At 73.8% G+C, this 26,524-nt stretch carries 18 protein-coding genes; 9 read left to right on the forward strand and 9 right to left on the reverse strand.

Annotated features, from left to right (window positions below; genetic code table 11):
• Positions 1 to 1,129: serine/threonine-protein kinase (locus ABZX96_RS24805; RefSeq protein ID WP_355548377.1), on the reverse strand; the 1,129-nt coding region annotated here is incomplete at its 3' end.
• A gap of 920 nt (positions 1,130 to 2,049) precedes the next feature.
• Here ABZX96_RS24805 and ABZX96_RS24810 point away from each other — a divergent pair.
• Positions 2,050 to 2,697: a TetR family transcriptional regulator gene (locus tag ABZX96_RS24810; protein ID WP_355548380.1), complete on the forward strand. Its 648-nt coding sequence runs from the start codon at positions 2,050 to 2,052 to the stop codon at positions 2,695 to 2,697.
• Positions 2,698 to 3,017: 320 nt separating this feature from the next.
• Here the strand turns inward: ABZX96_RS24810 and ABZX96_RS24815 are convergent, their stop codons facing one another.
• Entirely contained in the window at positions 3,018 to 3,524 is a 507-nt protein-coding gene (locus tag ABZX96_RS24815; protein ID WP_355548383.1) for a MarR family transcriptional regulator, read from the reverse strand.
• A gap of 222 nt (positions 3,525 to 3,746) precedes the next feature.
• Here ABZX96_RS24815 and ABZX96_RS24820 point away from each other — a divergent pair, with 222 nt between their 5' ends.
• Complete coding sequence (locus tag ABZX96_RS24820; protein ID WP_355548386.1) at positions 3,747 to 4,400, forward strand: malonic semialdehyde reductase; 654 nt, start codon at positions 3,747 to 3,749, stop codon at positions 4,398 to 4,400.
• A gap of 491 nt (positions 4,401 to 4,891) precedes the next feature.
• Positions 4,892 to 6,115, forward strand: a complete 1,224-nt coding sequence (locus tag ABZX96_RS24825) for an MFS transporter (protein WP_355548389.1) — start codon at positions 4,892 to 4,894, stop codon at positions 6,113 to 6,115.
• Between the two features lie 69 nt (positions 6,116 to 6,184).
• On the opposite strand, the gene ABZX96_RS24830 is transcribed toward ABZX96_RS24825, so the two are convergent.
• Entirely contained in the window at positions 6,185 to 7,009 is an 825-nt protein-coding gene (locus ABZX96_RS24830; protein WP_355548392.1) for an alpha/beta hydrolase, read from the reverse strand.
• 200 nt (positions 7,010 to 7,209) lie between these two features.
• Between ABZX96_RS24830 and ABZX96_RS24835 the strand changes: the two genes are divergently transcribed.
• Positions 7,210 to 7,938 (forward strand): pyridoxal 5'-phosphate synthase, encoded by a 729-nt coding sequence (locus ABZX96_RS24835; RefSeq protein ID WP_355548394.1) that lies wholly within the window; start codon positions 7,210 to 7,212, stop codon positions 7,936 to 7,938.
• Positions 7,939 to 8,121: 183 nt separating this feature from the next.
• On the opposite strand, the gene ABZX96_RS24840 is transcribed toward ABZX96_RS24835, so the two are convergent.
• Positions 8,122 to 8,610: a GNAT family N-acetyltransferase gene (locus ABZX96_RS24840; RefSeq protein ID WP_355548397.1), complete on the reverse strand. Its 489-nt coding sequence runs from the start codon at positions 8,608 to 8,610 to the stop codon at positions 8,122 to 8,124.
• Between the two features lie 175 nt (positions 8,611 to 8,785).
• Between ABZX96_RS24840 and ABZX96_RS24845 the strand changes: the two genes are divergently transcribed.
• The 3 genes from ABZX96_RS24845 to ABZX96_RS24855 all read left to right on the forward strand — a co-directional run bounded on the left by ABZX96_RS24845 (position 8,786) and on the right by ABZX96_RS24855 (position 12,082).
• Positions 8,786 to 10,111: an NAD(P)/FAD-dependent oxidoreductase gene (locus ABZX96_RS24845; protein WP_355548400.1), complete on the forward strand. Its 1,326-nt coding sequence runs from the start codon at positions 8,786 to 8,788 to the stop codon at positions 10,109 to 10,111.
• 164 nt (positions 10,112 to 10,275) lie between these two features.
• Positions 10,276 to 11,031 (forward strand): flavin reductase family protein, encoded by a 756-nt coding sequence (locus ABZX96_RS24850; protein ID WP_355548403.1) that lies wholly within the window; start codon positions 10,276 to 10,278, stop codon positions 11,029 to 11,031.
• Between the two features lie 118 nt (positions 11,032 to 11,149).
• On the forward strand, positions 11,150 to 12,082 hold the full coding sequence (locus tag ABZX96_RS24855; protein ID WP_355548406.1) for a cyclase family protein: 933 nt from the start codon (positions 11,150 to 11,152) through the stop codon (positions 12,080 to 12,082).
• Between the two features lie 450 nt (positions 12,083 to 12,532).
• Here the strand turns inward: ABZX96_RS24855 and ABZX96_RS24860 are convergent, their stop codons facing one another.
• The 3 genes from ABZX96_RS24860 to ABZX96_RS24870 all read right to left on the reverse strand — a co-directional run bounded on the left by ABZX96_RS24860 (position 12,533) and on the right by ABZX96_RS24870 (position 20,127).
• Positions 12,533 to 13,057, reverse strand: coding sequence for an ATP-binding protein (locus ABZX96_RS24860; RefSeq protein WP_355548409.1), 525 nt, complete (start codon positions 13,055 to 13,057; stop codon positions 12,533 to 12,535).
• A gap of 781 nt (positions 13,058 to 13,838) precedes the next feature.
• Positions 13,839 to 17,666: a hypothetical protein gene (locus ABZX96_RS24865; RefSeq protein ID WP_355548412.1), complete on the reverse strand. Its 3,828-nt coding sequence runs from the start codon at positions 17,664 to 17,666 to the stop codon at positions 13,839 to 13,841.
• A 475-nt stretch (positions 17,667 to 18,141) separates the two neighbouring features.
• Positions 18,142 to 20,127, reverse strand: coding sequence for a protein kinase (locus ABZX96_RS24870; protein ID WP_355548534.1), 1,986 nt, complete (start codon positions 20,125 to 20,127; stop codon positions 18,142 to 18,144).
• 297 nt (positions 20,128 to 20,424) lie between these two features.
• On the opposite strand from ABZX96_RS24870, the gene ABZX96_RS24875 reads away from it, so the two are divergent.
• Positions 20,425 to 21,813, forward strand: a complete 1,389-nt coding sequence (locus ABZX96_RS24875; protein ID WP_355548415.1) for a serine hydrolase — start codon at positions 20,425 to 20,427, stop codon at positions 21,811 to 21,813.
• A gap of 149 nt (positions 21,814 to 21,962) precedes the next feature.
• Here the strand turns inward: ABZX96_RS24875 and ABZX96_RS24880 are convergent, their stop codons facing one another.
• Positions 21,963 to 23,672: a glycerol-3-phosphate dehydrogenase/oxidase gene (locus tag ABZX96_RS24880; protein WP_355548418.1), complete on the reverse strand. Its 1,710-nt coding sequence runs from the start codon at positions 23,670 to 23,672 to the stop codon at positions 21,963 to 21,965.
• 193 nt (positions 23,673 to 23,865) lie between these two features.
• Between ABZX96_RS24880 and ABZX96_RS24885 the strand changes: the two genes are divergently transcribed.
• Entirely contained in the window at positions 23,866 to 25,134 is a 1,269-nt protein-coding gene (locus ABZX96_RS24885) for a nucleotide sugar dehydrogenase (protein WP_355548421.1), read from the forward strand.
• Between the two features lie 111 nt (positions 25,135 to 25,245).
• Here ABZX96_RS24885 and ABZX96_RS24890 read toward each other — a convergent pair whose 3' ends face one another.
• A complete protein-coding gene (locus tag ABZX96_RS24890) occupies positions 25,246 to 26,361 on the reverse strand; it encodes a GuaB3 family IMP dehydrogenase-related protein (RefSeq protein WP_355548424.1) in 1,116 nt (371 codons plus the stop codon).
• Positions 26,362 to 26,524 lie beyond the last annotated feature (163 nt).

A 26,524-nucleotide genomic window follows, 5' to 3' on the forward strand; every position in this document is an offset into this window, starting at 1 on the left:
CGGCCCGGCGGGCGCCCGGGCCGGTGGCCGCCGCGCCCGCGGCCGGGACGGCGCCCGCCACCGCGCTCGGTCCGGCACTCGGACCCGCGCCGACGCCGGCCGGCCACCCGGTCTCCGCGCCGGCCGGCACGCCCTGCGGCTCCGGCGTCCGCGGCGGCCGGGTGGGCCGGGGCGGGGTGGCCGGCGCCGGACGGCCCCCGCCTCGTCCGGTTCCGGCGCGCGCCGCGGACGGGCGTCCGCCGCGCCGGGCCTCGATGAGCGCCACCGCGCCGGACGGCAGCCAGGCCGCCGCGGTGCCGCCGTCGTCGGCGCCGGACCCGAACAGGTGCGGGGCCAACTGCGCCTGGAGGTCGGCGGGGGTGGGGCGGTGGGCCGCCTCCATCTGCATGCAGGAATGCAGCAGCGGGCGGAGCTCGTCCGGCAGCCCGCTCAGGTCCGGGCCCTCGCGCAGCAGCATGAAGACCGTCTCGACCGGGTTGGTGCCGTGGAAGGGCGCGTGTCCGGTCGCGGCGAAGACGAGGGTGGAGCCCAGGGAGAAGACGTCGCTGGCGCCCGTCACGCTGCGGGAGTCCCGCGCCTGCTCGGGCGACATGTAGGCGGGCGTGCCCACGGCGACGTTGGTCATCGTCAGCCGGGTGTTGGAGACGCCGGAGGCGATGCCGAAGTCGATGACCCGCGGCCCGTCCTCGACGACCAGGACGTTGGACGGCTTCAGGTCGCGGTGGACCAGGCCCGCGCCGTGGATGGATTGGAGCGCCTCGGCGATCCCGGCCGCCAGCCAGCGCACCGCCTGCGCGGGCAGCGGCCCGCACTCGTTGACGATCTCCTCCAGCGAGGGCGCCGGGACGTACGCGGTCGCCAGCCACGGGACCGCCGCGCGCGGGTCGGCGTCCACCACCGCAGCGGTGTAGAAGCCGCTGACCGCGCGGGCCGCCTCCACCTCGCGGGTGAAGCGGACCCGGAACAGCTGGTCCTCGGCCAGCTCCGTACGCACCGTCTTGATCGCCACCCGCCGGCCGGACGCCGACCGCGCCAGATAGACCAGGCCCATACCGCCGGCCCCCAGACGGCCGAGCACCTCGAACGGGCCGATCCGTCGGGGATCGTGCTGCGTCAGCTGCTCCACCACTTGCCTGCCACCTCCCCGTGGGGCGTAAGGACTCTCACAAGCCACTGGCCGCCGAGAGCCACTGCCCCGTGCAGCGTCTCACCGCCTGGCCGATTCGGCCGTACGCGTGCTGATTCTTCCTGGCCGGGCCTGCGGTTGCGAACCCGGGGGCGTCCCGACGTGTCCCCGGTCACGCCGAACGGCGCACGGCGGGAGCGGCCCGCCGCCGGGCGGCGGACCTCGGGGGCGACGGGCCCGGGTGCCCGGCCTCGTGGGGCGCCGGGGCCGCCCGGCGTTCCAGCGCGTCGGCAGACGGCAGACGGCAGACGGCAGACGGCCAGGAGTGTGGCGGAGGTGCAGGTGGGCGGTGGCAGCAGGGCGGAGGGCGCGGGTCCCGTCCGTGCGCGGCGAGAGCCCGCATCCCTCGCGGACCCGCTGTCGGGCCGCGCCGTCCGCGGCCCGACAGCGGGATCCATGCCGCCCAATTCTGCTGCCTCCCGGCTTATTTAGGGGCGATGTCGGCGAAGGTAGTCGACTCTTGATCGGCATTGCGATCACAAAGGAACAGAATCGAACGTTTGGGCAATTGTTGAGGCGCATTCGGTGGAAGGAGGACACCCTTCCGGCGCCGTTCCACCGCTGCCCACGGCCACCGGCGACAGAACCCGCGACAGAACCCGCGAAGGAACCGGCGGCAGGGCCGACGACAGAACTGACGACCCGTACGGGAACACCGCTCATCGGTGCCATTCGTCCGAATAACGGACAACCAGAAGGAGGCACCGTCACGCAAGAGGGCGTATCCCCGGATCGTCACGACGGCGCCCGCGCAACCGGAATCTCGGACAAGATCTGCGGCCCCATCCGGGGCCCCGAATTGCCCTGTCCCCATTTGCAGGCGACCAAATCGCGCTCCGATCACCCCTCGGTAAGCTGACGGCATGACAGGACAAGTAAGAACCGTCGACGGCAGAGTTGCCGGCCGCCGGGGGCAGGCGACGCGGCAAAAGCTCCTCGACTGCCTCAGTGAAATGCTCAGTTCGTCCCCATATAGGGATGTCAAGGTCATCGACGTAGCGCGCAAAGCGGGCACTTCACCCGCCACGTTCTATCAGTACTTTCCGGACGTCGAGGGCGCGGTACTGGAAATCGCGGAGGAGATGGCGAAGGAGGGAACGACCCTGACCGACCTGGTCGCCGGCCGTTCCTGGGTCGGCAAGTCCGGCCGCCAAACGGCCGAGGATCTGGTCGACGGGTTCCTCTCCTTCTGGCGCAAGAATGACGCGATCCTGCGGGTCGTCGATCTCGGTGCCGCCGAGGGCGACAAGCGCTTTTACAAGATCCGGATGAAGATCCTGAACTCGGTGACCAACTCCCTTACCGACTCCATCCAGGAACTCCAGGCCAAGAACAAGGTCGACAAGGACATCAGCCCGGCGGCGATGGCCGGCTCGATCGTCGCCATGCTGGCCGCCGTCGCCGGCCACCAGAAGGGCTTCGCCGGCTGGGGCGTCAAGCAGAACGAGCTGAAGCCCAACCTGGCGCTGCTGGTCCACCTCGGCGTCACCGGCAAGAAGCCCGCACGCTGAACCGCGCCGGGGCACCCGTCACCGTCCCGCGCGCCGCACGGCCGCCCCGCCTTTCCGGACCGCCGACGTCACCCGTCACCACCCCACACCCGTCCTGCCATAACCGCACCGCACCACGGGTGCCGCCCAGCCTTTTGGAGCCGGACGGCACCTGCCGCACGTGGGACATGCGCGCACCGGTGGTCCGCGCCTCTCCGCCCCCGTGCCTCTCCGCCCCCGCGGACCGCGCGCCCGTAACGACGGTCGGCGCGCCCGTAACGACGGTCGGCACCTGCCGAAGGCGCGCCTTCTCCGCCCGACCGGCTACCCGGGACCCCCTGTCACTTGAGTGACGTATCGCCGTGCGCCTCCAGCACCTTGCGCAGGCCCGCCGCGACGCGCTCGCACTCGTCGCGGTCCAGCGCCTCCAGGATGGACGCGTAGTTGCGCAGGTGGTCGCCCATGATGCGGTCGATGAGCTCCATGCCGCGCTCGGTGAGGCAGATGCGGACGGTGCGCCGGTCGGCCCCGTCGCGGACCCGCTCGACCAGCCCCTTGGCCTCCATGCGGTCGATGCGGTTGGTGATCGCCCCCGAGGTGACCATGGCCGCCTTCAGGAGCGCGCCGGCGGTCAGCCCGTAAGGGGGCCCCGACCGGCGCAGGGTGGACAGGACGTCGAATTCGCCCGACTCCAGGCCGTGTTCGACACAGAACGCCTTCAAACGCCGGTCGAGGATGCGGGTCATCCGGTTGATCCGTCCCAGCACCTCGACCGGCCAGAGGTCGTCGCTCAGCTCCGGCCGCTCCGCCTTCCACTGCTCGACGACCGCGTCCACCGCGTCACTCATCGCGTTCCCTTCCTCCGGCCGGTCCGACCCGGGCCTCGCCGGGGCGAACCCGGCCCGGTGCGGACCTGCTCGTTACGAGCCCAGCTCGATAGGAGCCCAGCCCACCACGGGCTAGCTCAACGTGAACTTTCTTAACGTTGACATAGTTGACGTTGAGCTGTCGGCCCTGCTTTTATCTCAACGTTGAGATTATCAACCGAGAGACGTCAGGAGTACTGCGCCATGCCCTCCACCACCGCCTCCACCACCACCGCCGTCGCCGCTTCCTCTCAGGAAGCCTCCGGCTCGCCGCTCCTCCTGGAGCCGGAGGCCCAGGACCTGCTCTTCCGGGAGGCCCGCACCGCGAACACCTTCACCGACGAACCGGTCGCCGACGAACAGATCCAGGCGATCTACGACCTGGTCAAGTACGGACCGACCGCCTTCAACCAGAGCCCGCTCCGGGTCGTCCTGGTGCGCTCCGTCGAAGCCCGCGCCCGCCTGGTCGCCCACATGGCCGAGGGCAACCGCCCCAAGACCGCCGCCGCCCCGCTCGTCGCCATCCTCGCCACCGACCACGAGTTCCACGAGGAACTGCCCCGCCTGGTGCCGTACGCGCCGGAGGCCAAGGACCGCTACTTCTCCGAGCGGTCCGTGCGCGAGGACTCCGCCCTCCTCAACGGCGCCCTCCAAGCCGCGTACTTCCTCCTCGGCATCCGCGCGGCCGGGCTCGCGGCGGGCCCGATGACCGGGTACGACGCCGACGGCATCCGCAAGGAGTTCCTGGACGAGGACCACGCCCCCCTCATGGTCGTCAACATCGGCCGCCCCGGCCCCAACGCGTGGTTCCCGCGGCTGCCGCGGCTCCCTTACGGGGATGTCGTCAGCAGCGTGTGATCGGGGCCGTATTCGGGCGGGGTCGACGTGCTGTCGTGGGGGCCGTATTCAGGCGGGGCCTGACGCGCTGCCGTGGGGGCCGTCTTCCGGCGGAGTCCGACGCGCTGCCGTTGGAGCCGTCTCCCGGCGGGGCCTGACGCGCTGACATCGGGGCCGCAACCGGGACCGTTCGCTGTCCTGCGCCGATGCCCGCCGCCCCACCGCCAGCCCACCGCCAACCGGCTACCAGCCCGCTGCTGCCGGCCTTGCCACCCGCCGTCGGGGCCACCGCCCGCCACGGCCGCCCGCTACCGGGGCCACCGCTCTTCACCGATGACGCGCCACCGTCCTGGCCCGTCACTCACCGACGAGGCGCCATCGCCCCGCCCCGTCACCCACCGACGACGCGCCGCCGCCCTGCCCCGTCACTCATCGACGACGCGCCGCGGCCTCGTCCCACTCGCTCCTCCCGCCCCACCTCCACCACTCCGTTCCATCCCAGGGGGTCACCCATGTCCACCGTCTCCGTACGCCCGGCTCCACCCGCCGCCGCTCCCCCGGCCGCGACCCGCCGGGTGCCCGTGTTCTGGCTCGCCCTGATGGCCACGCCGGTCGCCTTCGGCGCCAACGCGCCGGTCCTGATCCTCCCGGACATGGCCCGCTCGCTCGGCGTCGGACCGGCCGCGGCGGCCTGGATGGTGACCGCCTTCGCCTGGGCGATGGCGGTCGGTACCCCGCTGATGGCCGGGCTGCTGCGCCGCCGCGGGCTGCGCACGGTGCTGTGGGCATCCGCGGCACTCGTCCTCGCGGGCACCGTCGCGGTGGCCGCCTCCCCCTGGTTGCCGTTGACCCTCGCGGGGCGGGCCGCGCAGGCGGCGGGCGGCGCCGGGCTGGTGACCGCCGCGATGGGCCTCGCCGGGACGGCCCGCCGGATGGGCGTCATCAGCGCCGGGTTCGGCATCCTCGGCGCGGCCGGGCCGCTGCTGGGCAGCCGGCTCTCCGCGGACGTGTCCTGGCGGGCGGCGCTCGCCCTGTCGGCGGTCGCGCTGGTCGCCGTCCCGTTCGTGGCCCGCTCCGCGCGACCGGCGGCCACCACCGGGGAACGCTTCGACGCTCCGGGCGCCGCCCTGCTCGCGGCCCTGGTCACCTCGCTCGTCCTGCTGCCCACCGCGACGCTGCCCGCACTGGGTGCCGCGCTGGTCGCCGCCGTCCTGCTCGCCGTGCACGTGAGGCGGCGTCCCGAGGGCTTCGTGCCGTCCCGGCTCCTGCGGACGCCCACGTTCCTGGCCTCCGCGCTGCTCGCCCTGGCCCTGTCCACCTCGTACTTCACGCTGCTGTTCGCCGTACCGCGGCTGCTCGCCGACCGCACCGGATGGTCGACCACGACGATCGGCACCGGCCAGCTCGTGGCGCTGGTCACCGGGTCCGCGCTCTCCTGGGTGCTGGCGGCGGCCTCGGCGCGGATGGGTCGCACCGCGGTCCGCGCCCTCCTCGTCACGGTCGGCGTGCTCGCCGCCCTGACGGCGACGTTCGCCACCTGGGGCCCACTGCTGCTGGCCGCCATGGGAGCGGCGGTCTTCACCGCCACCGGCGCCAACGCCACCCTGTCGGTCCACGCGGCGACCAGCTCCCCCGACCGCCAACGCCCCACCGCCATCGGCCTGTTCACCCTCTGCTACCAGCTCGGCGGCGCCTTCGGGCCGGCGATCGCCACGCTGATGGCCATCGGTCGATAGGGCCTGCCTATGGAGCTTTTTTACGGGGGCGGGTGCGCGCACGCGGAAACGGCGTGCGCGCACCGCCCCTCAGACCGTGCCGGGCAACCCGTCCAGGAACTCCCGAACGGCCGCCGCGAACCCCTTCGGGTCGTGCTGCGGGATGAAATGGTCGGTGTCCAGTTCCACCAGGCGGGTCCGGGGGCGCCTCGCGGCCATCTCCCGGGCCATCTCCGTGGCCAGCACCTGACTGCGCAGGCCGTGGACGAGCAGCGCGGGGCAGGTGCTCCCCAGCCAGTCCGCCCAGTAGTCACCGTGCACCGCCTCGTCCGAGGCGACCATGTCCTCCGGCACGAAGGGCAGCCCCCAGCCACCGCCCCGGATCTCCCGCAACCCGTCGCCGAGCAGCGGAGCCGCGAACCCCAGCGCGTCGAGCATCGCCTCGCGGGTGGGCGCGGAGAGCGGCCAAGCGAGGCTGAACGCGCACCCGTTGGGCGCGTCGAGCGGGATGGCGACCGCGTCGTCCACGCAGACGAAGGCACTGACCCGCTCGGGGTGCCGGGCCGCCAACTGGTACGTGTTCTTGCCGCCCATCGAGTGCCCGAGCACCACCACGGAGGACAGCCCGAGGTGGTCGAGCAACGCCACCAGGTCGGCCACGTAGCCCTCCCGGGAGTAGTCCGCCGCCCGGTCGGACGCGCCGTGCCCGCGCTGGTCCGGGGCGATCACCCGCCATTCGGGGGCGAGTTCACGGGCCAGGTCGGTGAAGCAGGACCCGTCGAGGAAGTGCCCGTGCACCGCGAGCAGCGGCCTCCCCACACCGCCGAAATCCAGGTACGACAGGCAACGCCCGTCAAGAGACAACTCCCGTCGCTCGGGAGTCGGATACGGACGGGGATCGGATGAGACGGACATGGAACGGCCTCCATGAAGCATCGGATCGGAAGGAAATCGGAAGGAAGCAGAAGAAGGACCGCAAGGAAGGACACGCGGGAAGGAGGCGCAAGAAGGACGCACGAGAAGGGGGCACAAGCAGGTCCCCCGACAAGGAGCACGGACGCGCGCGAAGTCGTACCCAAGGTCGCACACCTGCTACTCGTTCTAGGCTCCCGGGCATGACCGACGCACCGACTCCCGACCAACCGACTCCCGCCGAATCGACCACCACCGCCCCGTCCACCACCGACGAGGAGTTTCAAGCGCTCCTCCGCGGGCTCCGGGTCTGGGACACCCCGTTGCCCTCCTTCGACCCGGACCCGGGCAAGGCACCGGCCGAACCGTTGCCGCTGTTCCGCCAGTGGCTGCGGGAGGCCGCCGAGGCCGGCGTCGCCGAGCCGCACACCATGTCCCTGGCCACCGCCGACGCGACCGGCGTCCCCAACGTGCGGACGGTGATGCTGCACGGCGCCGACCGGCGCGGCTGGCACTTCGCCTCCCACCGCGACAGCGCGAAGGGCCGCGAACTCGCCGCCCGCCCGTACGCCGCGCTCGGCTTCTACTGGCCGGCGGTGGCCCGCCAGATTCGCGTCCGGGGCACCGTGGCCCCCGCCGGTCCCGAGGAGAGCGCCGCCGACCTCCACCACCGCTCGACGGGCGCGCTGGCGGCCGGGCTGGTGGGCCGGCAGAGCGAGGTGCTGGAGGCGTACGAGGACCTGGTCCAGGCCTCCGAGGCCGCGTGGGAACGGGCCCGGCGGGAGCCGGACGCGCCGGTGCCGAGCTGGACGCTGTACCTGCTCAGGGCCGAGGAGGTCGAGTTCTTCCAGGGCGACGCGCGGCGCCGCCACCTCCGCCTCCGCTACCGCCTGGACGGCGGCCACTGGGTCCGCGAACTGCTGTGGCCGTGACGGCGGACGGGGACGGGGGCAGGGCGGGGAACGCGTGCCCCCAGCCATCCACGCCCCACCAAGCTCAGCGGCACGTCAGGCCCGCCAGACCCATCAGCCCCGCCAACCCCGCCAGACCCACAAAAGCTGTCAACCCCACCAAAGCCGTCATACCCGCCAGCCCCGTCAACCCCGTCAACCCCGTCAAAGCCGCCGATACATGATGTGCAGCCCCACATAGCCCTTCGTCGGGTGATGGAAACCCTCGGGCAGCGTGGTCATGATCTCGAAGCCCAGGGACTCCCACAGCGCGATGGCGCGGGTGTTCGTCTCCACGACGGCGTTGAACTGCATCGCCCGGAACCCGGCGGCCCGCGCCCAGTCCAGGCTGTACTCCCCGAGCGTGCGGCCCACGCCCCGGCCCGCGTGCCGCGGGTCCACCATGTAGCTGCCGTTGGCGATGTGCGCGGCGCCACCCATGTGGTTGGGGCTCACCTTGGCGGTGCCGAGCACGGTCCCGTCCTCGTCCACGGCGACGGCGGTGTGTCCCGGAGCCCGGAGCATCCACATCTCCCGGGCCGTGGCCTCGTCCAGATCCCGGGGGTAGGAATAGGTGTCGCCCGCTTCCACGATCGTGCGGAAGAAGGGCCAGATGGCGGGCCAGTCGGCGGCGGTGGCTTCTCGTATCTGCACGCGGCACAGAATGGTCCGGCCCCGCGGCGGCCCGCCAGCGAATTATGCGGGGGACGAGGGAGGCGGTGCGCAACCGCTCGTCGGCACCGTGAGGGACCACCACGTCCACGGCGAGCCGGACCGCCCCCTCCCCGTACCCGCGACACCGGCCGACCGCGCGGTTACCCTCACCGCCATGCCGGACGCCGCAGCGCACGACCGCTCCCCCGCCCGCTCCCCGTCCCCCACCGCCCCGTTCGTCACCCCGCCCGTCCATGTGGTCGGCGCTGGCCCCGGGGGCCTCGCCACCGCCGCGGCGCTGCGCGCGCGGGGCGTACGGGCCGTCGTACTGGAGAAGTCGGACGGGGTGGCCGCTTCGTGGCGGGGGCACTACGACCGGTTGCGGTTGCACACCACCCGGCGGCTCTCGTCCTTGCCCGGCCTGGTCATCCCGCGCGCGTACGGGCGGTGGGTCGGCCGGGACGACGTCGTGCGCTACCTGGAGCAGTACGCCGAACACCACCGCCTGGAGATCGTCACGGGTGCCGAAGTGCGGCGCATCGATCCCGCCACGCCGCACCGGAAGGAACCACCGACCGGTCAGGCCAACACCCCAACCCGCCACGACTCATTCGCGGTCGATCACTCCCGTTCAGCGTCGCCCGGCCACTTCGCCCCCGCGACCGCCCACGACAACGGACACCCGCACACCCACCGCTGGACACTGCACATCACCGGCGACCGCACCCTGACCTCCGCCCCCGTCATCGTCGCCACCGGCTTCAACCACACCCCGCACCTCCCCGACTGGCCCGGACGCGCCACCTACACCGGCGAACTGCTGCACGCCGCCCACTACCGCAACCCCCGCCCCTACGTGGGCAAGGACGTCCTGGTCGTCGGCACCGGCAACACGGGCGCCGAGATCGCGGCGGACCTGGCCCACGGAGGGGCGGCCCGGGTGTGGCTGGCGGTGCGCACGCCCCCGCACATCGTGCGGCGTTCGACGGCGGGGTGGCCGGCCCAGGCGACCGGCATCCTCGTCCGCCGTCTGCCGCCGCACACCGTGGACCGGGCGGCCCGCGTGATGCGCCGACTGTCCATCCCGGACCTGGCCCCCTACGGCCTGCCGGCCCCGGAGACGGGCCTGTACTCGCGGGCCCTTCAGGGCGCGATCCCGGTCCAGGACGTGGGGCTGATCGACGCGGTGCGCGGCGGACTGGTGCGGCCGGTCGCCGCGGTGGAGTCCTTCGACGGTGACGAGGTGCGGCTGGCCGACGGCAGCGTGCTCCGGCCCGAGGTCGTCATCGCCGCCACCGGGTACCGGCGCGGCCTGGACTCCCTGGTCGGCCACCTGGGCGTCCTCGACTCCCGGGGCCGCCCCCGCGTGCACGGCCCGGACACCCTGCCGACCGCCCCCGGCCTGCGCTTCACCGGCTACACCAACCCGATCAGCGGCATGTTCCGCGAACTCGCCCTGGACGCCCGCCGCATCGCCCGCGCGGTGGCCGGGGTGGCGTAGGCCCCTGTCGTCGAGGCGGCGCCTGGTTCACACCGCCACCGCGGCGACAGCGACGGGACGTGCGACGCCCAGGCCATAAGTCGACAACTCCCGTCCCGTCTCCGTCCGTTCCCTCCCGCCTTGCCAGGGTGCGGAACCGATACAGCACCCGTTCTAATGGACGCATGATGGGTCACGCTGGCATGGCGGCCACCGCCGTGCGGTATCTGCGCTCGGTCGGCGCGCCGACCACGGCCTCCGCCCGGGCCACCGCCCGCCCGGCAGGCGCACGGGCCGCGTCCTCCTCCGCCCAGGCCGTCCCCGCTTCTCCGGCCGCGCCCTCGCTCTCGCCCTCGCCCAGGCCGGCGCTCAGGGCCGTGCGGGAGGACGAGCGGGTGCCACTCGACCCGGCGCTGTTCCGTTCCGTCCTCGGTCACTTCGCCTCCGGCGTCACCGTCATCACCGCCCCGGGCAGCCGCACGGACGCGGACGGCCCGCCGTTCGTCGCCCCGGCGGCCCCCGGCACACCGGCCGCGCGCCCCGCCGGTTTCGCCTGCCAGTCCTTCGCCTCGCTCTCCCTGGACCCGCCGCTGGTGACGTTCATGGTGGCCCGCACGTCCACGACCTGGCCGCGCGTCGCGCAGGCCGGCGTCTTCTGCGTCAACGTCCTGGGGGCGGACCAGGAGGCGCTGTGCCGCGCGTTCGCGGTCAGCGGCGGGGACAAGTTCGCGGGCGTGAACTGGTCCCCCGCACCGGCCACCGGCGCACCGCGGCTGGCGGGCGTCCCCGCCTGGATCGACTGCTCGATCCAGGCCGTGCACCCCGGCGGTGACCACCTCATCGTCGTCGGCCGGGTGGCGGCCCTGGGCGCGGACGAGTCCGCCGCCGCGGCCGGACCGCTCCTCTACCACCGCAGCACCTTCGGCCGCTTCACCGCCTGAGCCCAGGCCCCGGCCCCGGCCCCGAGGCCCGAGCCCCGAGGGCCGACAGCCCTCGACTCTCCCGTCCCCCCTCACCCGTCGGCGTCACCCGAGTCCACCACTCACCGAGGAGGCTCCCGTGCCCCTGCCCGCCGCGTTCCACGACATCGCCAAGCGCGTGAACAACTGGGGCCGCTGGGGCCCGGACGACGAGATCGGCACCCTCAACCTCATCACGCCCGAGGTCGTCCGGGAGGCCGTCGCCACCGTCCGCACCGGCCGCCGGGTGCCGCTGGCGCTCCCGCTCCAGCAGGACGGCGTGCAGACGGGCCTGATCCCCGGCCGGGTCAACCCGCTGCACACCATGACCGCGATCAACCACGAGATCTTCGGCCCCGGCACGGTCGCCCACACCGACGACGCCGTCACCATGGGCCTCCAGGCCGCCACCCACTGGGACGGCCTCACCCACGTCTCCCACTCGGGCCGCCTCTACAACAACCGCCCCGCCGACTCGGTCACCGCCCAGGGCGGCGCCGCCTTCCTCGGCGTGGAGAAACTGCCGCCCATCGTCACGCGCGGGGTCCTGCTGGACGTGGCCCGGGTGCGCGCGGGCTCGGACGGGTGGCTGGACGCCGGGCACGTCGTCACCCCGGAGGACCTCGACGCGGCCGAGGAGGCGGCCGGGACGAAGGTGCGGGCCGGTGATGTCGTCCTCGTCCGGACCGGGCAGATCCGGCACTACCTGGCGGGCGACAAGCAGGCGTACGGGTTCCCGTCGCCCGGGCTGTCCATACGGACGCCGGAGTGGTTCCACGCCCGGGACGTGGCCGCGGTCGCCAACGACACGCTCACCTTCGAGATGTTCCCGCCGGAGGTACCGGACCTGTGGCTGCCCGTGCACGCGCTGCACCTCGTCGAGATGGGCATGCTGCAAGGCCAGAACTGGAACCTGGAGGAACTGGCCCGGGCGTGCGCCGAAGAGGACCGCTGGTCGTTCCTGCTCTCGGCGATGGCCGAGCCCTTCACGGGCGGATCGGGGACGCCGGTCGCGCCGGTGGCGGTGCTGTAGGGCTGGTGCTGTGGGGCTGGGCTGTAAGTCTGGTTCGTAGGGCTGGCGCTGTAAGCCTGGTGGGCTGCGGGAGCTTTCGGGCCCTGACGAGCTGTGGGGACCTCGGCCGTTGAGGCGCGGGCCTGACGCCCCTCGTCGCTGGCACGCCCCTGACACCCCTCGTCCGTGGGGCGACGCCGACGGACCGACAGGGCCGTTCCCCCCAACCGGATGGCGGTGCACCCGTGCGCGCCCCGAGCACGGCACCGGGACCGCCATCCGGCTCCGGGGCACGACCCGCACTCGTCAAGGTTCCGAGCCCTCGGCCCGGCACCCCACCACCTCGGCGTCCCCTCGCGGCGGATCGGTTTCACCCAAGGGTGATCACGTCGCGACCGCGCGTCAACACCTGGTACGGACTATCCGAGGACGACTTCGGGTCCGATACGGTCCACTTCGGTCCGCCTCGGACTACTTCTGGACCAGGTCCGCCACGCCGGGCTGCGCGCCCGCGCACCGGGGTTCGTACGCCCCCCGGTCGGCACCCGCCGACCGCGGTTCGTACGCTCCCCGGTCGGCACCCATCAGCACCGGCACCCCGCGGTCCACCTCGCACCAGATGCTCTTCCCCGTGCCTTCCTCGCGCCAGCCCCAGCGGTCGGCGAGGCCGTCGACGAGTTCCAGGCCGCGCCCGCCGGTGTCGTCACCCTCGGCGTGCCGCTGGCGCGGCGGCCGGGCGCTGGAATCGGCGACCTCGACCCGCACGGTGGCCACCACGGCGCCGGCGCCGCTGAACCGCATGCGCAGTTCCGCGGGGGTGCCTGTGTGCACCACGGCGTTGGTGACCAGCTCCGAGATCAGCAGGATCAGCGTCTCCGCCACCGGCTCGTCGGCCTCTATCCCGGACCCGGCGAGCCGCGACCGGGCCCATCGACGGGCTCGCCCCACCTCCGCGGGGTCGGGCCGTACCTCCAATTGCACCTGAAGCACCTGCACCGCTCACACCATCCGAACCGGCGGACACAACGCCTCGCGTCTCTTCGTGATCACAATGCGTGACCTCGGCGAAACCCAGCATGGTTGACGTTCCGTCACCCCAACAAGCGCTTCGGGCATATTCCAGCGCAAGGGAGTATGCGTGCTGCATACTGTGCGACGCACTTTTTGGGGAGTCGAACATCGGGGGACTCCGGACCCTCGTCCGGGGCGAGCGAGGTGCGCCGCATACCCGGTCGCCACAAGGGTCGCACCGGGACAGCCGCGCATCGGAACCACTCGCACCCAAGGGAGCGTACCGGAGCCGCGCCCCGGCTCCGGTCGTCCGCGAGCCGCCCTCCGGGCCCGGTCCGGTGCCGACGCTCCGTGACCGCTTGTGTGTGCGGTGACCGACAGTTCGCGCACCGGTCGTCACTCCGTGCCATCACCGTACGAGAAAACCGCCCGCGCCCCGCCGACCAGCCCTGTCGCCGACACCCCGCCCGCCCCGGCCGCGCTCACCACGCGACCGACCGCCCCCGGCCCCGGGGAAGCATCGGCCTCCCAGGTGAATCCCGGGCCGGTGTCCAGTCGTCCGCGGCCCGGGCGTTGCGTCCTGCCCGTGGGGCGTCGGCGGTGCGGGTCCGGGGGGGCGTTCAGGGGCGCCGGGCCGGGCGTCGAACCGGGTGCCGGATCGGGTACCGGTCATCGGTCATCGGTCATCGGCCGTCGTGGCCGGTCATCGGTCGTCGGTCATCGGTCATCGGTGGCCGATCATCGGTCGTCGGCTGGCTCTTCGGGGTCAGGCGCCGGGGCGATAGGTCCCCGTCGCCTGGTCGTAGATCCGGTCCACCTCGCGGCGGTCGTTGTCCGGGCCGATGACCTGGACGAGGTGGTAGCGGCCCTTGTGGATCATGGCCAGGTTGCGGACGTAGACCTGTCGGCCGCTGCCGTCCTGCCAGTTGAAGGTGCCCTCGGCCATGGCCGTGGCCCCCACGTCGATACGCCGCAGCCCGGACGACGAGGACCAGCTGGAGTCGCGGTACGGCGCCAGCTCCGCCTCCTTGTCCTGCTGGTAGGCCATCGGGTCGGCACCGTAACGAGCCGTCGTGTCGCGGCCCGGGACGATCAGCAGCTCGATGTCGCCACCGAGGTAACGGATCTGGCCGCGCTCGTTCTCGCCCCGCCGCTCCCAGCCCTCGCGGACCGCGACCTGGAAGCCCTTCGGGTCCTTGCGCACCGCGAACCCGTCGGCGAGGTCGGCGGGCGTGGTGCCCTGCGGCTGCCGCGCCCCTGAGGACGGCCGACGACTGGACGCGCCGCTCCCCTCCCCCTCGTCCGGGCTTCCCCTGTCGGCGTCCGGCTGGGTCGCCCCGACGCGCGCCGGGATGTCGCGCACCGCCGCCTCCGCGCCGGACGACTCGGACGCGGCCGGGTCCGAACCGGCCGCGTCCGATCCGGCCTTGGGCATGAACAGCACCGCGTACGCCACCGCCGCCACGAGGAGCAGCATGACCAGGCCCACCAGCAACCGGCCGAGGTGGCGCGCGTTGCGCTCGCGGGACCGCGTGCCCCGTTGGGCACGGCGCGCCGGGCGTTCCGGGCGGACGGCCTCCGCCAACGCGGTGGTCGGCTCCCGGTCGCGCTTGGAGGGCTTGCGTGTCTTTGGGGGCTTGGGCCTCCTCGTTGCCGTGCCCGGCCGGGGTCGCTGGTCGCCGGGGCGCTTGCGGAGCATGGCGGTCCGGAAGGCGGCCGTCCGGGAGGAGGCGTTCTCGGGGTGGGTGTCGGGGTCGCCGTACGTCGCAGGATCGGGATCGCTGTACGCCTCGGGGCCGCGCCGGGCGTCGGGGGCGGGGTGCGCCTCATGGCCGTGATGGGCGTCGGGGCCATGAGGAGCGCCCCGGTCGCCGACGCCTTCGTGCGGGGCGGGCCGGGAGAAACCGTCCTGCGCGGCGCCGCCCACGCCCCCGCCCGGGCGATCGGCCGCTCCGGCACGCGGGGGCGCCCCGGCCGGACGCTCGGGCGCCACCGGCGGGCGCGTCGCCTCCGGCCGGGGGTTCGGCGCCACGCCACCGTGCTCGTGCGTCGCCTCCGGCCGGGGGCCCGGCGCCGCGCCACCGTGCTCGTGCGTTTCGTACGGCGGCGGCAGCGGGCGCGCGGACGCCGCCGGCACGGGGTGCGGCGGGACGAGGTGGGGCGGGGCGGCCTGCTGCCGGGAAGGACCGTTCTTGCGCCGGCGGCCCTTCTTGTGGCGGCCCTTGCGGACGAGTTCGCCCCGGCGCCGCACGATCGGCAGCCGCCTCGGGTCGGCGTTCCGCCCCAGGGCGGGCACGGTGACGAGCCGGGCGCCGAGGTCGGGCTCGGGCGCCGTACGGATCAGCGAACGCAGCCAGCCGCGCAGTTCCTCGAAGTCCGGCCGGTCGGTGGGGTCCTGCCGCATCAGCGACTCGACGACGGGCCGCAGCGCCCCGCAGTCCTCCGCGGCGGCGGGCGCCCGCGAGCACACCAACTGGACGAGCTCCGCGGCGCTCTCCTCAGGGAACGGCGCGTGCCCCTGCACGCTGCGGAACAGCAGCGCGCCGATCGCCCACAGATCGGTCGCCGGGCCCACCGGCGGCGCCAACTGCCAGTGGGCGTGGACCGGCTCGGCCTGCTCGGGCGCCCAGCGTTCGGTGACCGCGCCGATGACGTTGATCCGCACCTGCCGCGCCCGCTCGGCCGCCAGGGCCGCGGTGGGCCGGCCATACGCGGCGGGCGCGGGGGCCGCCGGTCGACCGGGCGGAGGGGTGGCCGGTCGACCCGCCGGAGGGGCGTTCTTCGTGAGCGATGGGGAGTTGCCGGAGGGTGGGGTGGAGCGGGGCACGGGTATCGCGCCGGGCACCTTGCCGCCTCCGGGCCTGGGTAACGGCCCCGGCAGGCTGCCCCCGTAGACGGCGCTGCCGGGGGCGGGGTTGCCGTGCGCGGGGTTGCCCGTTGCCGTGCCGCCGTGCGCGGTGCCGCCCGGGGCGGGGTTGCCGTATGCGGTGCTGCCCGGAGCGGTGCTGCTGTGCGCGACGCCGCCCGGGGCGGCGCTGCCGTGCGCGAGGTTGCCCGCCGTCATGCCGCCGTGCGCGGCGCTGCCCGGAGTCGTACGTGGCACGCCCGCGCCCGCGGGGTGGGCCTTCGGCCCCTGCCCGCCGCCCGCGTGATCGCCCGGCTTCCCGACGCGCTCACCGGCACCGGCATCGGAACCGAAACCGAAACCCGCGTGACCGTCCGACTCTCCAGCAAGCCCCCCGGCACCACCGTCCGCCACCACACCCGTGGACCCGGCGCGCTCCCCCGTGCCCCCACGCCCCGCGTCGATGTGGTCCCGATACGGGCTGAACCTCTGCCCGTCCGCCTCCGCCCGGGACCGCGGACGCGCCACGGCAGCGTCCGTCCCGTCCTGCGCCCGGCCCGGCCCCACGGCCTCCGAGCCGTCGGCCGCCGCGTCCGGGGCCCGTTGACCAACCGTTTCACCAGCGGCTGCGCCCGGCCGCGCACCACCAGGCGCCCCCGGCCCGGACGCCGACGGGGCGCCTTCCGTACGAGAGGCCGGGCCGCCCCCTGTGCGGGAACCCCGGCCGCCTCCCGCTTCCACGCTCGCCCGGGCCGCCGCCCGCGCGCCCGCGCGGTAGGCCGCGATGGCACCGGCCCGCGCCTTCCGCGCGTCCTGCTCCGGATCACCACCCTGACGTTCCGAAGGCCCGTACGGAGAACCGGCCCCGGCCCGCTCGCCCGGCGCACGCCCGACCGCGACTCCGCCCTCACCGGCCTCGTCCGCCGCCCCCGTCACACCCGTCCCACCCGGCACCGGCCCGCCAGCACCGCCCGCCTCCGGCCCGCCCTCCGCCGACGCGCTCTCTCCGCCCGGCGACCGACTCCCCACCGGCACCGGGTCGTACCCGCACAGCGCCTCCTGGGCCGCCCCCACGGCCAGTCCGGTGAGGACGGCGCGGCCGTCCGCGCAGACCATGACCGTGTGCACGGTGATGTTGCGGTGCGTCCAGCCGTGGGCGTGCAGGGCGCGCAGGGCCGTCAGGATGTCGGCGGCGATCTCCGCCGCCCGGTGCGGGGTCAGCGACCGTTCGGCGAGGAGGGCGGCCAGCGGGCGGGCGGCGATCAGCTCGCTCACCACCCACAGGCTGCCGTCCTGGGCGAAGACGTCGTAGACCTGGTCGAGCAACGGGTGATCGGGGAGCCGCGCGGCGGCGGTGGCGGCCTCCAGGGCGCGCCGTACGACCGGATCGCGGGGACTCCGATCGGCCACACCCGCCGCGCGAGCGCCCCCCGTCGCGCGAGCGCCCCCCGCCGCACCAGCGCCGCCCCCCGCGCGCCCATACGCCCGCGCACCCCGCCCGATACCGGTACCGCCCGCCGCCCCGCCACGGAACTCCGCGCCCGGCGCACCCCCACCAGGCGCCCCCGGACCGGACCCCGCGTCCAGCACCTCGGCGTCCACGACCTCGGGCAGCGGGACCTGGCGGACCAGCACCTCCTGGCCGCTGTAGGTGTCGAAGGCCCGCGTCTCGACGAGGTCGTACTCGTCCGAGGGCGGCATCGGCAGGCGGTAGCGCTCGGCGAGGACCCGCCCCGCGTACTCGTCCACGACGCCTCCCCAAACCCCAAGCGCCCGAGCCCGCCCGCCTGACCGACTCTGTGCAGCGGCGCTCCGCCCCACTGTCACATTCGATCGCGTTATTGCGGTTTCCGGCTGCGTACGGTCTTCGGGGTCTCACCATACGTGCCCAGGAGGCCGGTTGAGGAGCGCTCGGCCCAACAGTCCCGGCGGGTATCGGCCATCGCCCCCGGCTCCGAGCCACCCGCACGCCACCCGGGACGCGATGCGACGCGCCCTCCCCGGGCGTCCGGACGCATCCCGCACGGACGCCACCGGCCCGGCAACCCCAGCCCACACCAGCCACGAACGACGGCGGCCCGGGCCCGAAGCCCCCAGCCGACGCCAGCCACGAACGACGCCGGCCCCGGCCCGAAGCCCCCAGCCGACGCCAGCCACGAACGACGCCGGCCCCGGCCCCGAAGACCTCAGCCCCTCCCCGCGGCACCCCCGGGTAACGCCAACCTCAGTCCTTGATCGCGAAAGACTCGAACGCCGTGTCCCGAAGCTGACGGCACTCCGTGTCGTCCCACTCGTCCTCCGGGCAGCTGATCATTATCGCGTACCCGTGATCGTCGTCCGCCCGGAACCCGCGGTTGAGGACCCGTACCGTTTCGCCACCCTGCTCGCGGGTGAACGACCAGTCGGCGACGGTCGGATAACCACGCCATTCGATCGACTTGATGTCGATCCGGTCGTAGCCGGTGCTGGCGCCGCGCACCGCCGACTCCTGCTGCCGCCAGGCCGCGGCGGCGTCCTCGCCGGGCTGGGAGTTGTAGTCGATCTGGAGGCGCGGGAAGCCTCCGTCGGCGCTGTAGATAGCGCCGGAGCCGCGGCCCGCGGTCTTGGTCTGCTTCCAGTCGTCGGGCATCGCGACGGTGAAGTGGAAGCGGTCGTTCGACACCTCGGCGTAGCCGTCCGGCAGGTCCTTGGCCTTGTCGGCCCCGTCCTTGCCGTCGTCCTTCTTGTCGCCCTTGTCGTCCTTCGCCTTGTCCTCGTCCCCACCCTTGGCGTCCGCGTTCTTGTCGCCGGCGGGCGACTGCTGCGGGGCGCTCTTCGCCGTGTCCTCGGTCGCGTCCTTGGCGGCCGGGGCGGACGCGGCCTTGCCGGGCTTCTTCGGGTCGGCCTTCTCGTCGCCCTGGTTGCTGAGCGCGACCGCCAGCACCGTGCCCAGGACCGCGAGGACCACGACCACCGCCGTGATGACGAGCGTCCGGCGCGGCACCACGTCGGTCACCGACGCGCGTGGCGGCGCGGGCGGACGGTTCCCGGTGTCGTCGCCGTCCGGCCGGCTCCCCGGCGCCGTGGTGGCCGCCGCGCCCCGTACGGAGCGGAGCGCGCCGCGCACCTTCTCCTTGGCCGCGTCGGCGTCGAAGCCGGGCCGGCCGGAGCCGGTGTCCGGGCGGCCCGCCACCGCGGTCCCGGACGCCTTGGCCGCGGGCCTGCCCGCCACCGCGGCGGTCGGCCTCGTCTCCTCGCGGGTCTTCGCCACGGGCTGCGGGGCCTTCGTACGGGACGCGGCGGGGGCCGGCGCGGACCGCTGCCCGGGGGCGCGCTTCGAGGAGGTGGGCCGCTCCTCCGGGAGGGTGGGCAGCGCCATGGCCCGCGTCGCGTCGGGAGCGGGCACCTCCGGGGCGTGGATCGCCTCCGTCAGCAGCGCCCGCGCCCCGGCGTCGTCCAGCCGCGCCGCCGGGTCCTTCACCAGGAGGCCGTAGATGACCTCCTCCAGGGCCCCGGCGCGCTTGGGCTTCTCCACCGGCTCGGTCATCACCGCCGTGAGCGTCGCGATGGCCGAACCCTTGTCGTACGGGGGGCTGCCCTCCACCGCGGCGTACAGCAGGCCGCCGAGCGACCACAGGTCGGCGGGCGGGCCGGGGCGCTGCCCGCGCGCCCGCTCGGGGGAGATGTAGGAGGGGGCGCCGACCAACATGCCGGTCGAGGTCACAGAGGGGTCGCCCTCGACCTGGGCGATACCGAAGTCGGTCAGCACAACCCGGCCGTCGTCGGAGATCAGGACGTTGGACGGCTTCACGTCGCGGTGCAGGATGCCCTCGCGGTGGGCGGCGCGCAGCACATCGAGCACGGCGAGGCCGACCTCCGCCGCGCGACGCGGCGTCAGGGGGCCGTCGTCCCGGACGACCTCGGCCAGCGAGCGGCCTTCGATCAGCTCCATGACGATCCACGGGCGGTCGTCCTCGTCGACCACGTCGTAGACGGTCACGGCGCCGTTGTTGCGGATACGGGCGATGGCCTTGGCCTCACGCAGCGTACGGGTGATCAGCCGGCGCTTCTCGTCCTCCTCCACGCCGCCCGGGAACCGCAGCTCCTTGACCGCGACCGTGCGGCCCAGAACCTCGTCGCGTGCGCGCCAGACCGTGCCCATGCCGCCCCGGCCGAGAACATCGGCGAGCCGGTACCGGCCGGCGAGCAGCCTGCCCTCCTTGCCGTCCATCTCGACCTCGTCGCCCACTGAATCCCCTCTGCAATCCAGCCGAGTTGGCATCGCGCGTTTTCGTCGATTGCCAAACTGGCCCAACTCGGACAACCCACCCTGGCAGAGCCTTCATTCTCTCTCATCCGCGGCCATGGGGAAGGCCCGGGTCCGAGCCCCTCCGGAGCCGGGCGCCAGGACCCGGCGGCGTCTGCTTACCCGTCATGATGACGTAAAGAGACGGGAGTCCTGATGACGATGCGCAGGATGTCGCGCCGTGCGTCGCGGCCTACCGGACGTTCCGCCCGCTATGCGCTCATGACGGTGTTCACCGCGATACTCCCCGCCTTCCTCACCCTCGCCTCCTGCACCCCGCCCCTGCCGGAACGCACCCTTCCGGCCCTCGGCGCGCCCCCAGAACGCCCCTACGCGACCGGCCGACCGCCCCTGGGGCACGGCGCTCCCGGAGGGCCGCCTTGGGGACGCGACACGCCCGACCGGCCGTCCCTAGGGCACGGCGCTCCCGGAGGGCCACCTTGGGGACGCGACACGCCCGGCCGACCGCCCCTAGGGCACCCCGTCGCCGACCGACCGCCCCTAGGGCACCCCGTCGCCGACCGGCCGCCCCGGGCCCCGTCCCCGGCCGGGACCGCCCGGGCGCTGCGCCGACTCGTCGCCGACGGGGCGCCCGGCGCCGCCGCGCTCGCCACCGACGAGGGCGGCCCGGCCCGCTTCGCCGCCGCCGGGGTCGCCGACCTGCGCACCGGCCGCCCCATGCGGCGCGCCGACCGCTTCCGGGCGGGCAGCCTCACCAAGCCGTTCGTGGCGGCCGTCGTCCTCCAGCTCGCCGCCGAACACCGGCTCTCCCTGGACGCGGGCGTCACCCGGTACCTGCCCGGCACGGCACACGCCATCGGCCCCCACGGCGCCGCCCGGCTCGCCCGCGTCACGACCCGTCAGCTGCTCGGCCACACCAGCGGCCTGTTCGACTACACCCGCGACGCCCACCTCGCCCGCGCGCTCCGGGGCCCCGGCTTCGCCGCGCACCGCTACGACACCCACACCCCCGCCGCCCTGCTGCGCGTCGCCCTCCGCCACCGCCCCGTGGCCACGCCCGGCACCCGCTACGCCTACTCCAACACCAACTACCTGCTGCTGGGCCTGCTCATCGAACGGCTCACCGGTCACCCCTACGCACGCGAGATCCGCCGCCGCGTCCTCGTCCCCCTCCACCTCACCGGCACCAGCTTCCCCGGGACCTCGTCCGCCCTCCCCGCCCCGCACGGCCGCGCGTACTCCGTCCTGGGCGCGCACCGCGTGGACAGCACCGCCCTCAACCCCAGCCGGGCCGGTGCCGCGGGCGAGATGGTCACCACCCTGGACGACCTGAACCGCTTCTTCACCGCCCTGCTGAGCGGCCGACTGCTCCCGCGCCGTCAGACGAGAATCGGCCCGGCCGCCTCTCCCGTGTACGGCGAGGCCGCCCCTCCCTCGTACGCCCCCGGCCTGTACCCCACCGACCTGCCCTGCGGCATCACGGTCTGGGGCCACAACGGCGAGATCAACGGCTCCTCCGCCCGCACCGCCGCCACCCGCGACGGCCGCCACGTCCTGACCCTCCGCATCAACACGGACACCCTCGACACCCCGTCCCCCGGCGCGGACACGGACGCCCTGACGGCGGAGTTCTGCGGCAGACGGCCTTGAGGCGCCGCAGGACCGCCACACAAGACCGCGCCACAAGGCCCTACGGAAGAGCCCTACAGAATGGGCCACCCAGAAGGGCCCTGGAAACCACCAGGGCCCTAAAGAGGAGACCGCAGCACAAGCCCGCAGCACAGGCCCCCAGAAACGGCCTACAACAACGGCGCGATATCCGGCGCCCCCAACCGCGCCGCGTCCGCCGTCAGATCGTCCGGCTGGCGCTGCGACTCCCGTTCCGCCTCCACCCGCTTCTCGTAGTGCTCGACCTCCTTGTCGATCTGTGACGCGTCCCAGCCCAGCGCGGGGGCCATCAGAGTGGCCACCTCCCGGGCGCTGCGCGTGCCGCGGTCGAAGGTCTCGATGGAGATGCGGGTGCGCCGGGTGAGGACGTCGTCCAGGTGCCGCGCCCCCTCGTGGCTGCACGCGTAGACCACCTCGGCCTTGAGGTAGTCGTCGGCGGCGGGCAGGGGGGCGCCCAGCGCCGGGTCGGTGACGATCATCTGGAGCACCTCCTCGGCCAGCGAGCCGTAACGGTTCAGCAGGTGCTCGACGCGGGCGACGTGCAGTCCGGTGTCCGCCGCGATCCGGGCCCGGGCGTTCCACATGGCCTTGTAGCCCTCGGCGCCGACGAGCGGGATGTCCTCGGTGACGCAGTCGGCGACCCGCTGGTCCAGCCCGTGCACCGCCTCGTCCACGGCGTCCTTGGCCATCACCCGGTACGTCGTGTACTTGCCGCCGGCCACCACCACCAGCCCCGGCACCGGGTGCGCGACGGTGTGCTCGCGCGAGAGCTTGCTCGTCGCGTCCGACTCGCCGGCCAGCAGCGGGCGCAGCCCCGCGTACACGCCCTCCACGTCATCGCGGGTCAGCGGCACCGCGAGGACGGAGTTGACGTGCTCCAGCAGGTAGTCGATGTCCGCGCTGGACGCGGCGGGGTGCGCCTTGTCCAGGTCCCAGTCGGTGTCCGTGGTCCCCACGATCCAGTGCCGTCCCCAGGGGATCACGAACAGCACGCTCTTCTCCGTACGGAGGATCAGCCCGGTCGTGGAGTGGATGCGGTCCTTGGGCACCACCAGGTGGATGCCCTTGGAGGCCCGTACGTGGAACTGTCCGCGTTCGCCGATCAGCGCCTGGGTGTCGTCCGTCCACACGCCGGTCGCGTTGACGATCTGCCGGGCGCGGATCTCGTACTCGCCGCCCGCCTCGACGTCCTGCACCCGGGCGCCGACCACCCGCTCGCCCTCCCTCAGGAACCCGATGACGCGGGCGCGGTTGGCGGCCTCGGCGCCGTACGCGGAGGCGGTGCGCACCAGAGTGGCGACGTACCGGGCGTCGTCCATCTGGGCGTCGTAGTACTGGAGGGCACCGACCAGCGCGTCCTTCTTCAGGCAGGGCGCCACCCGCAGCGCGCGGCGGTGGCTCAGGTGCCGGTGCATCGGCAGGCCCCGGCCGTGCCCGGACGAGAACGCCATCCCGTCGTAGAGCGCCACGCCCGACCCGGCGTACCAGCGTTCCCAGCCCTTGTGGGTCAGCGGGTACAGGAACGGCACCGGCCTGACCAGGTGCGGCGCCAGCCGCGCCAGCAGCAGCCCGCGTTCCTTCAGCGCCTCCCGCACGAGCGCGAAGTCCAGCATCTCCAGGTAGCGCAGCCCGCCGTGGATGAGCTTGCTGGACCGGCTGGAGGTGCCCGAGGCCCAGTCCCGGGCCTCGACGAGTCCGGTGGCCAGGCCCCGGGTGGCCGCGTCGAGCGCGGTGCCGGCGCCGACGACGCCGCCGCCGACCACCAACACGTCCAGCTCGCGTTCGGCCATCCGGGCGAGCGCCTCGGCGCGCTGGGCCGGTCCCAGTGTCGCTGTCCTCACTACTGCCTCCCGCTGTGATCGGGGCCACACCCTGGTTGTCGTACTTTTCCCCGCTCCGCGCGCCGCCCACCGGTTTCCGCTCGCGCCGCCAACACCCCAGCCTCTTGATCCAGAAATGTTCATTTTGGATCACATGTCCGCTTAGTCTACTTATGCACCAGCCGGAACCGCTCGGGAAGGACGGCCGCCCGCCATGCCCACAGATCTCGCCGTCATCGGACCGGGCCACCTCGCCCTCCCCCTCGCCCAGGCGGCCACCACCGCCGGCATCACCACGCTCTGCTACGACCCCGAGGCACGCGCGTACGACCCCGAGGGCCGCACGGCCGCCCCGACAGGCGCCGACGGACCGCTGACCGCCACCGAACTCCGCCGGATGCACTCCGCCGGCTTCCGCGTCACGGCCGACCCCGCCGCCCTCGGCCGCGTCCGCACGGCGGTGATCTGCGCGCCCACCCCGCTCGGCGAGGACCGCGCCCTGGACCTCTCCGCCGTCGCCGACGCCGCCCGCGCGCTCGCCGCGCGGCTGCGCCCGCACACCACGGTCATCCTGGAGTCCGCCGCCTACCCCGGCACCACCGAGGAATTCCTGCGCCCCCTCCTCGAAGCGGGCTCCGGCCTCACCGCCGGCCGCGACTTCCACCTGGCCTGCTCGCCCACCCGCCACGACCCGGGCAACCGCGTCCACCGCTTCGGGAACACCCCCAAGGTCATCGGCGGCCTCACCCCCGCCTGCACCGAAGCCGCCGCCACCTTCTACGGGCGCCTCACCGACAAGGTCGTCCGCGCCCGAGGCACCCGCGAGGCCGAGACCGCCAAGCTCCTGGAGACCAACTACCGGCACGTCAACATCGCCCTCATGAACGAGATGGCGGTGCTCTGCCACGACATCGGCGTCGACCTGTGGGACGTCATCCGCTGCGCCGAGACCAAACCCTTCGGCTTCCAGGCCTTCCGCCCCGGCCCCGGCGTCGGCGGCCACGCCGCGCCCATCGACCCGAACTACTTCTCCTACAAGGGCCGCTCACTCGGCTACCCGCTGCGCATGGTGGAGCTGGCCCAGGAGGTCAACACCCGCATGCCGCGCTACGTCACCCACCGCTGCGCGGCCCTGCTCAACGAACACGGCAAGTCGGCCCGCGGCGCCCGCGTCCTCCTCCTCGGCGTCACCTACAAACCCGACGTCGCCGACCGCACCGGCTCCCCCGCCCCCGACATCGCCGCCCGCCTCCTCCAACTGGGCGCCCACCTCACCTACCACGACCCCTACGTCCCCCAATGGCAGGTCCTGGACCGCCCCGTCCCCCGCGCCGACTCCCTCCCCGAAGCCACCCAGGCCGCCGACCTCACCGTCCTCCTCCAGCACCACCGCGTCTACGACCTCCAGGGCCTGGCCGTAAAGGCCCAGCTCCTCCTGGACTGCCGGGGGGCGACGCCTACAGGGGCGGCGTACCGGCTGTGAGGGGAGGCGCCCCGTACGCGAAAAGGCGCCCTCCCCGCCCCCACAAGGGGAGCGGAGAGGGCGCCCGGCGACCGGTTCCGGCGGTCTGCCGTACCAGCTTCGCCCGAAGGCTTACGCCCGCGGCGCCACCGTCACCTCGACCCGCTGGAACTCCTTGAGCTCCGAGTAGCCGGTCGTGGCCATCGCGCGGCGCAGGGCGCCGAAGAAGTTCATGGAGCCGTCAGGGCGCGTGGACGGGCCGCACAGGATCTCCTCCGTGGTGCCGACCATGCCCAGGTCCACCCGCTTGCCGCGCGGCACGTCCTCGTGGACGGCCTCCATGCCCCAGTGGTGGCCGCGGCCGGGCGCGTCGGTGGCGCGGGCCAGCGGGGAGCCCATCATGACGGCGTCCGCGCCGCAGGCGATGGCCTTGGGCAGGTCGCCGGACCAGCCCACGCCGCCGTCGGCGATGACGTGCACGTACCGGCCGCCGGACTCGTCCATGTAGTCCCGGCGCGCGGCGGCGACGTCGGCCACCGCGGTGGCCATCGGGACCTGGATGCCCAGCACGTTACGCGTGGTGTGCGCGGCGCCGCCGCCGAAGCCGACGAGGACGCCCGCCGCGCCGGTCCGCATCAGGTGCAGCGCGGCGGTGTAGGTGGCGCAGCCGCCGACGATGACGGGGACGTCGAGCTCGTAGATGAACTGCTTCAGGTTCAGCGGCTCGGCGGCCGACGAGACGTGCTCGGCGGAGACGGTGGTGCCGCGGATGACGAAGATGTCCACGCCCGCGTCCACGACCGCCTTGGAGAACTGGGCGGTGCGCTGCGGGGAGAGCGCGGCGGCGGTGACGACGCCCGCGTCGCGCACCTCCTTGATGCGCTGGCCGATCAGCTCTTCCTTGATCGGCGCGGCGTAGATCTCCTGCATGCGCTTGGTGGCGGCGGCGCCGTCCAGCTCCGCGATCTCCGCGAGCAGCGGCTCCGGGTCCTCGTACCGGGTCCACAGGCCCTCAAGGTTGAGGACGCCCAGGCCGCCCAGCTCGCCGATGCGGATGGCGGTCTGCGGGGAGACGACCGAGTCCATGGGCGCCGCCAGGAACGGCAGGTCGAAGCGGTAGGCGTCGATCTGCCAGGCGATCGAGACCTCCTTCGGGTCGCGGGTGCGGCGGCTCGGTACGACGGCGATGTCGTCGAACGCGTACGCCCGTCGTCCGCGCTTGCCGCGCCCGATCTCGATCTCAGTCACTGGTGTGGCCTTTCCCTCTACGTCTGCGTTTCCAGTATCCCCGACACGCGGAAGCCCGCGGCCTCACGGTCGCGGGCTTCCGTTGAACGGTCGATGACCTGCCTGCCGGGCGGTCGGTGACCGACCTGCCGAGCAGTGCCGGCCGGCCTACCTGCGGCGGCGT

This window comes from Streptomyces sp. NPDC003077, assembly GCF_040611095.1.
GTDB lineage: Bacteria > Actinomycetota > Actinomycetes > Streptomycetales > Streptomycetaceae > Streptomyces.

What these genes read in the sequence shown, in the direction of transcription:
- ABZX96_RS24810 (WP_355548380.1), top strand. Translation starts at nt 2,050, where the DNA reads ATGACAGGACAAGTAAGAACCGTCGACGGCAGAGTTGCCGGCCGCCGG.
- ABZX96_RS24815 (WP_355548383.1), bottom strand. Translation starts at nt 3,524, where the DNA reads ATGAGTGACGCGGTGGACGCGGTCGTCGAGCAGTGGAAGGCGGAGCGG.
- ABZX96_RS24820 (WP_355548386.1), top strand. Translation starts at nt 3,747, where the DNA reads ATGCCCTCCACCACCGCCTCCACCACCACCGCCGTCGCCGCTTCCTCT.
- ABZX96_RS24825 (WP_355548389.1), top strand. Translation starts at nt 4,892, where the DNA reads ATGTCCACCGTCTCCGTACGCCCGGCTCCACCCGCCGCCGCTCCCCCG.
- ABZX96_RS24830 (WP_355548392.1), bottom strand. Translation starts at nt 7,009, where the DNA reads ATGTCCGTCTCATCCGATCCCCGTCCGTATCCGACTCCCGAGCGACGG.
- ABZX96_RS24835 (WP_355548394.1), top strand. Translation starts at nt 7,210, where the DNA reads ATGACCGACGCACCGACTCCCGACCAACCGACTCCCGCCGAATCGACC.
- ABZX96_RS24845 (WP_355548400.1), top strand. Translation starts at nt 8,786, where the DNA reads ATGCCGGACGCCGCAGCGCACGACCGCTCCCCCGCCCGCTCCCCGTCC.
- ABZX96_RS24850 (WP_355548403.1), top strand. Translation starts at nt 10,276, where the DNA reads ATGATGGGTCACGCTGGCATGGCGGCCACCGCCGTGCGGTATCTGCGC.
- ABZX96_RS24870 (WP_355548534.1), bottom strand. Translation starts at nt 20,127, where the DNA reads ATGGACGGCAAGGAGGGCAGGCTGCTCGCCGGCCGGTACCGGCTCGCC.
- ABZX96_RS24875 (WP_355548415.1), top strand. Translation starts at nt 20,425, where the DNA reads ATGACGGTGTTCACCGCGATACTCCCCGCCTTCCTCACCCTCGCCTCC.
- ABZX96_RS24885 (WP_355548421.1), top strand. Translation starts at nt 23,866, where the DNA reads ATGCCCACAGATCTCGCCGTCATCGGACCGGGCCACCTCGCCCTCCCC.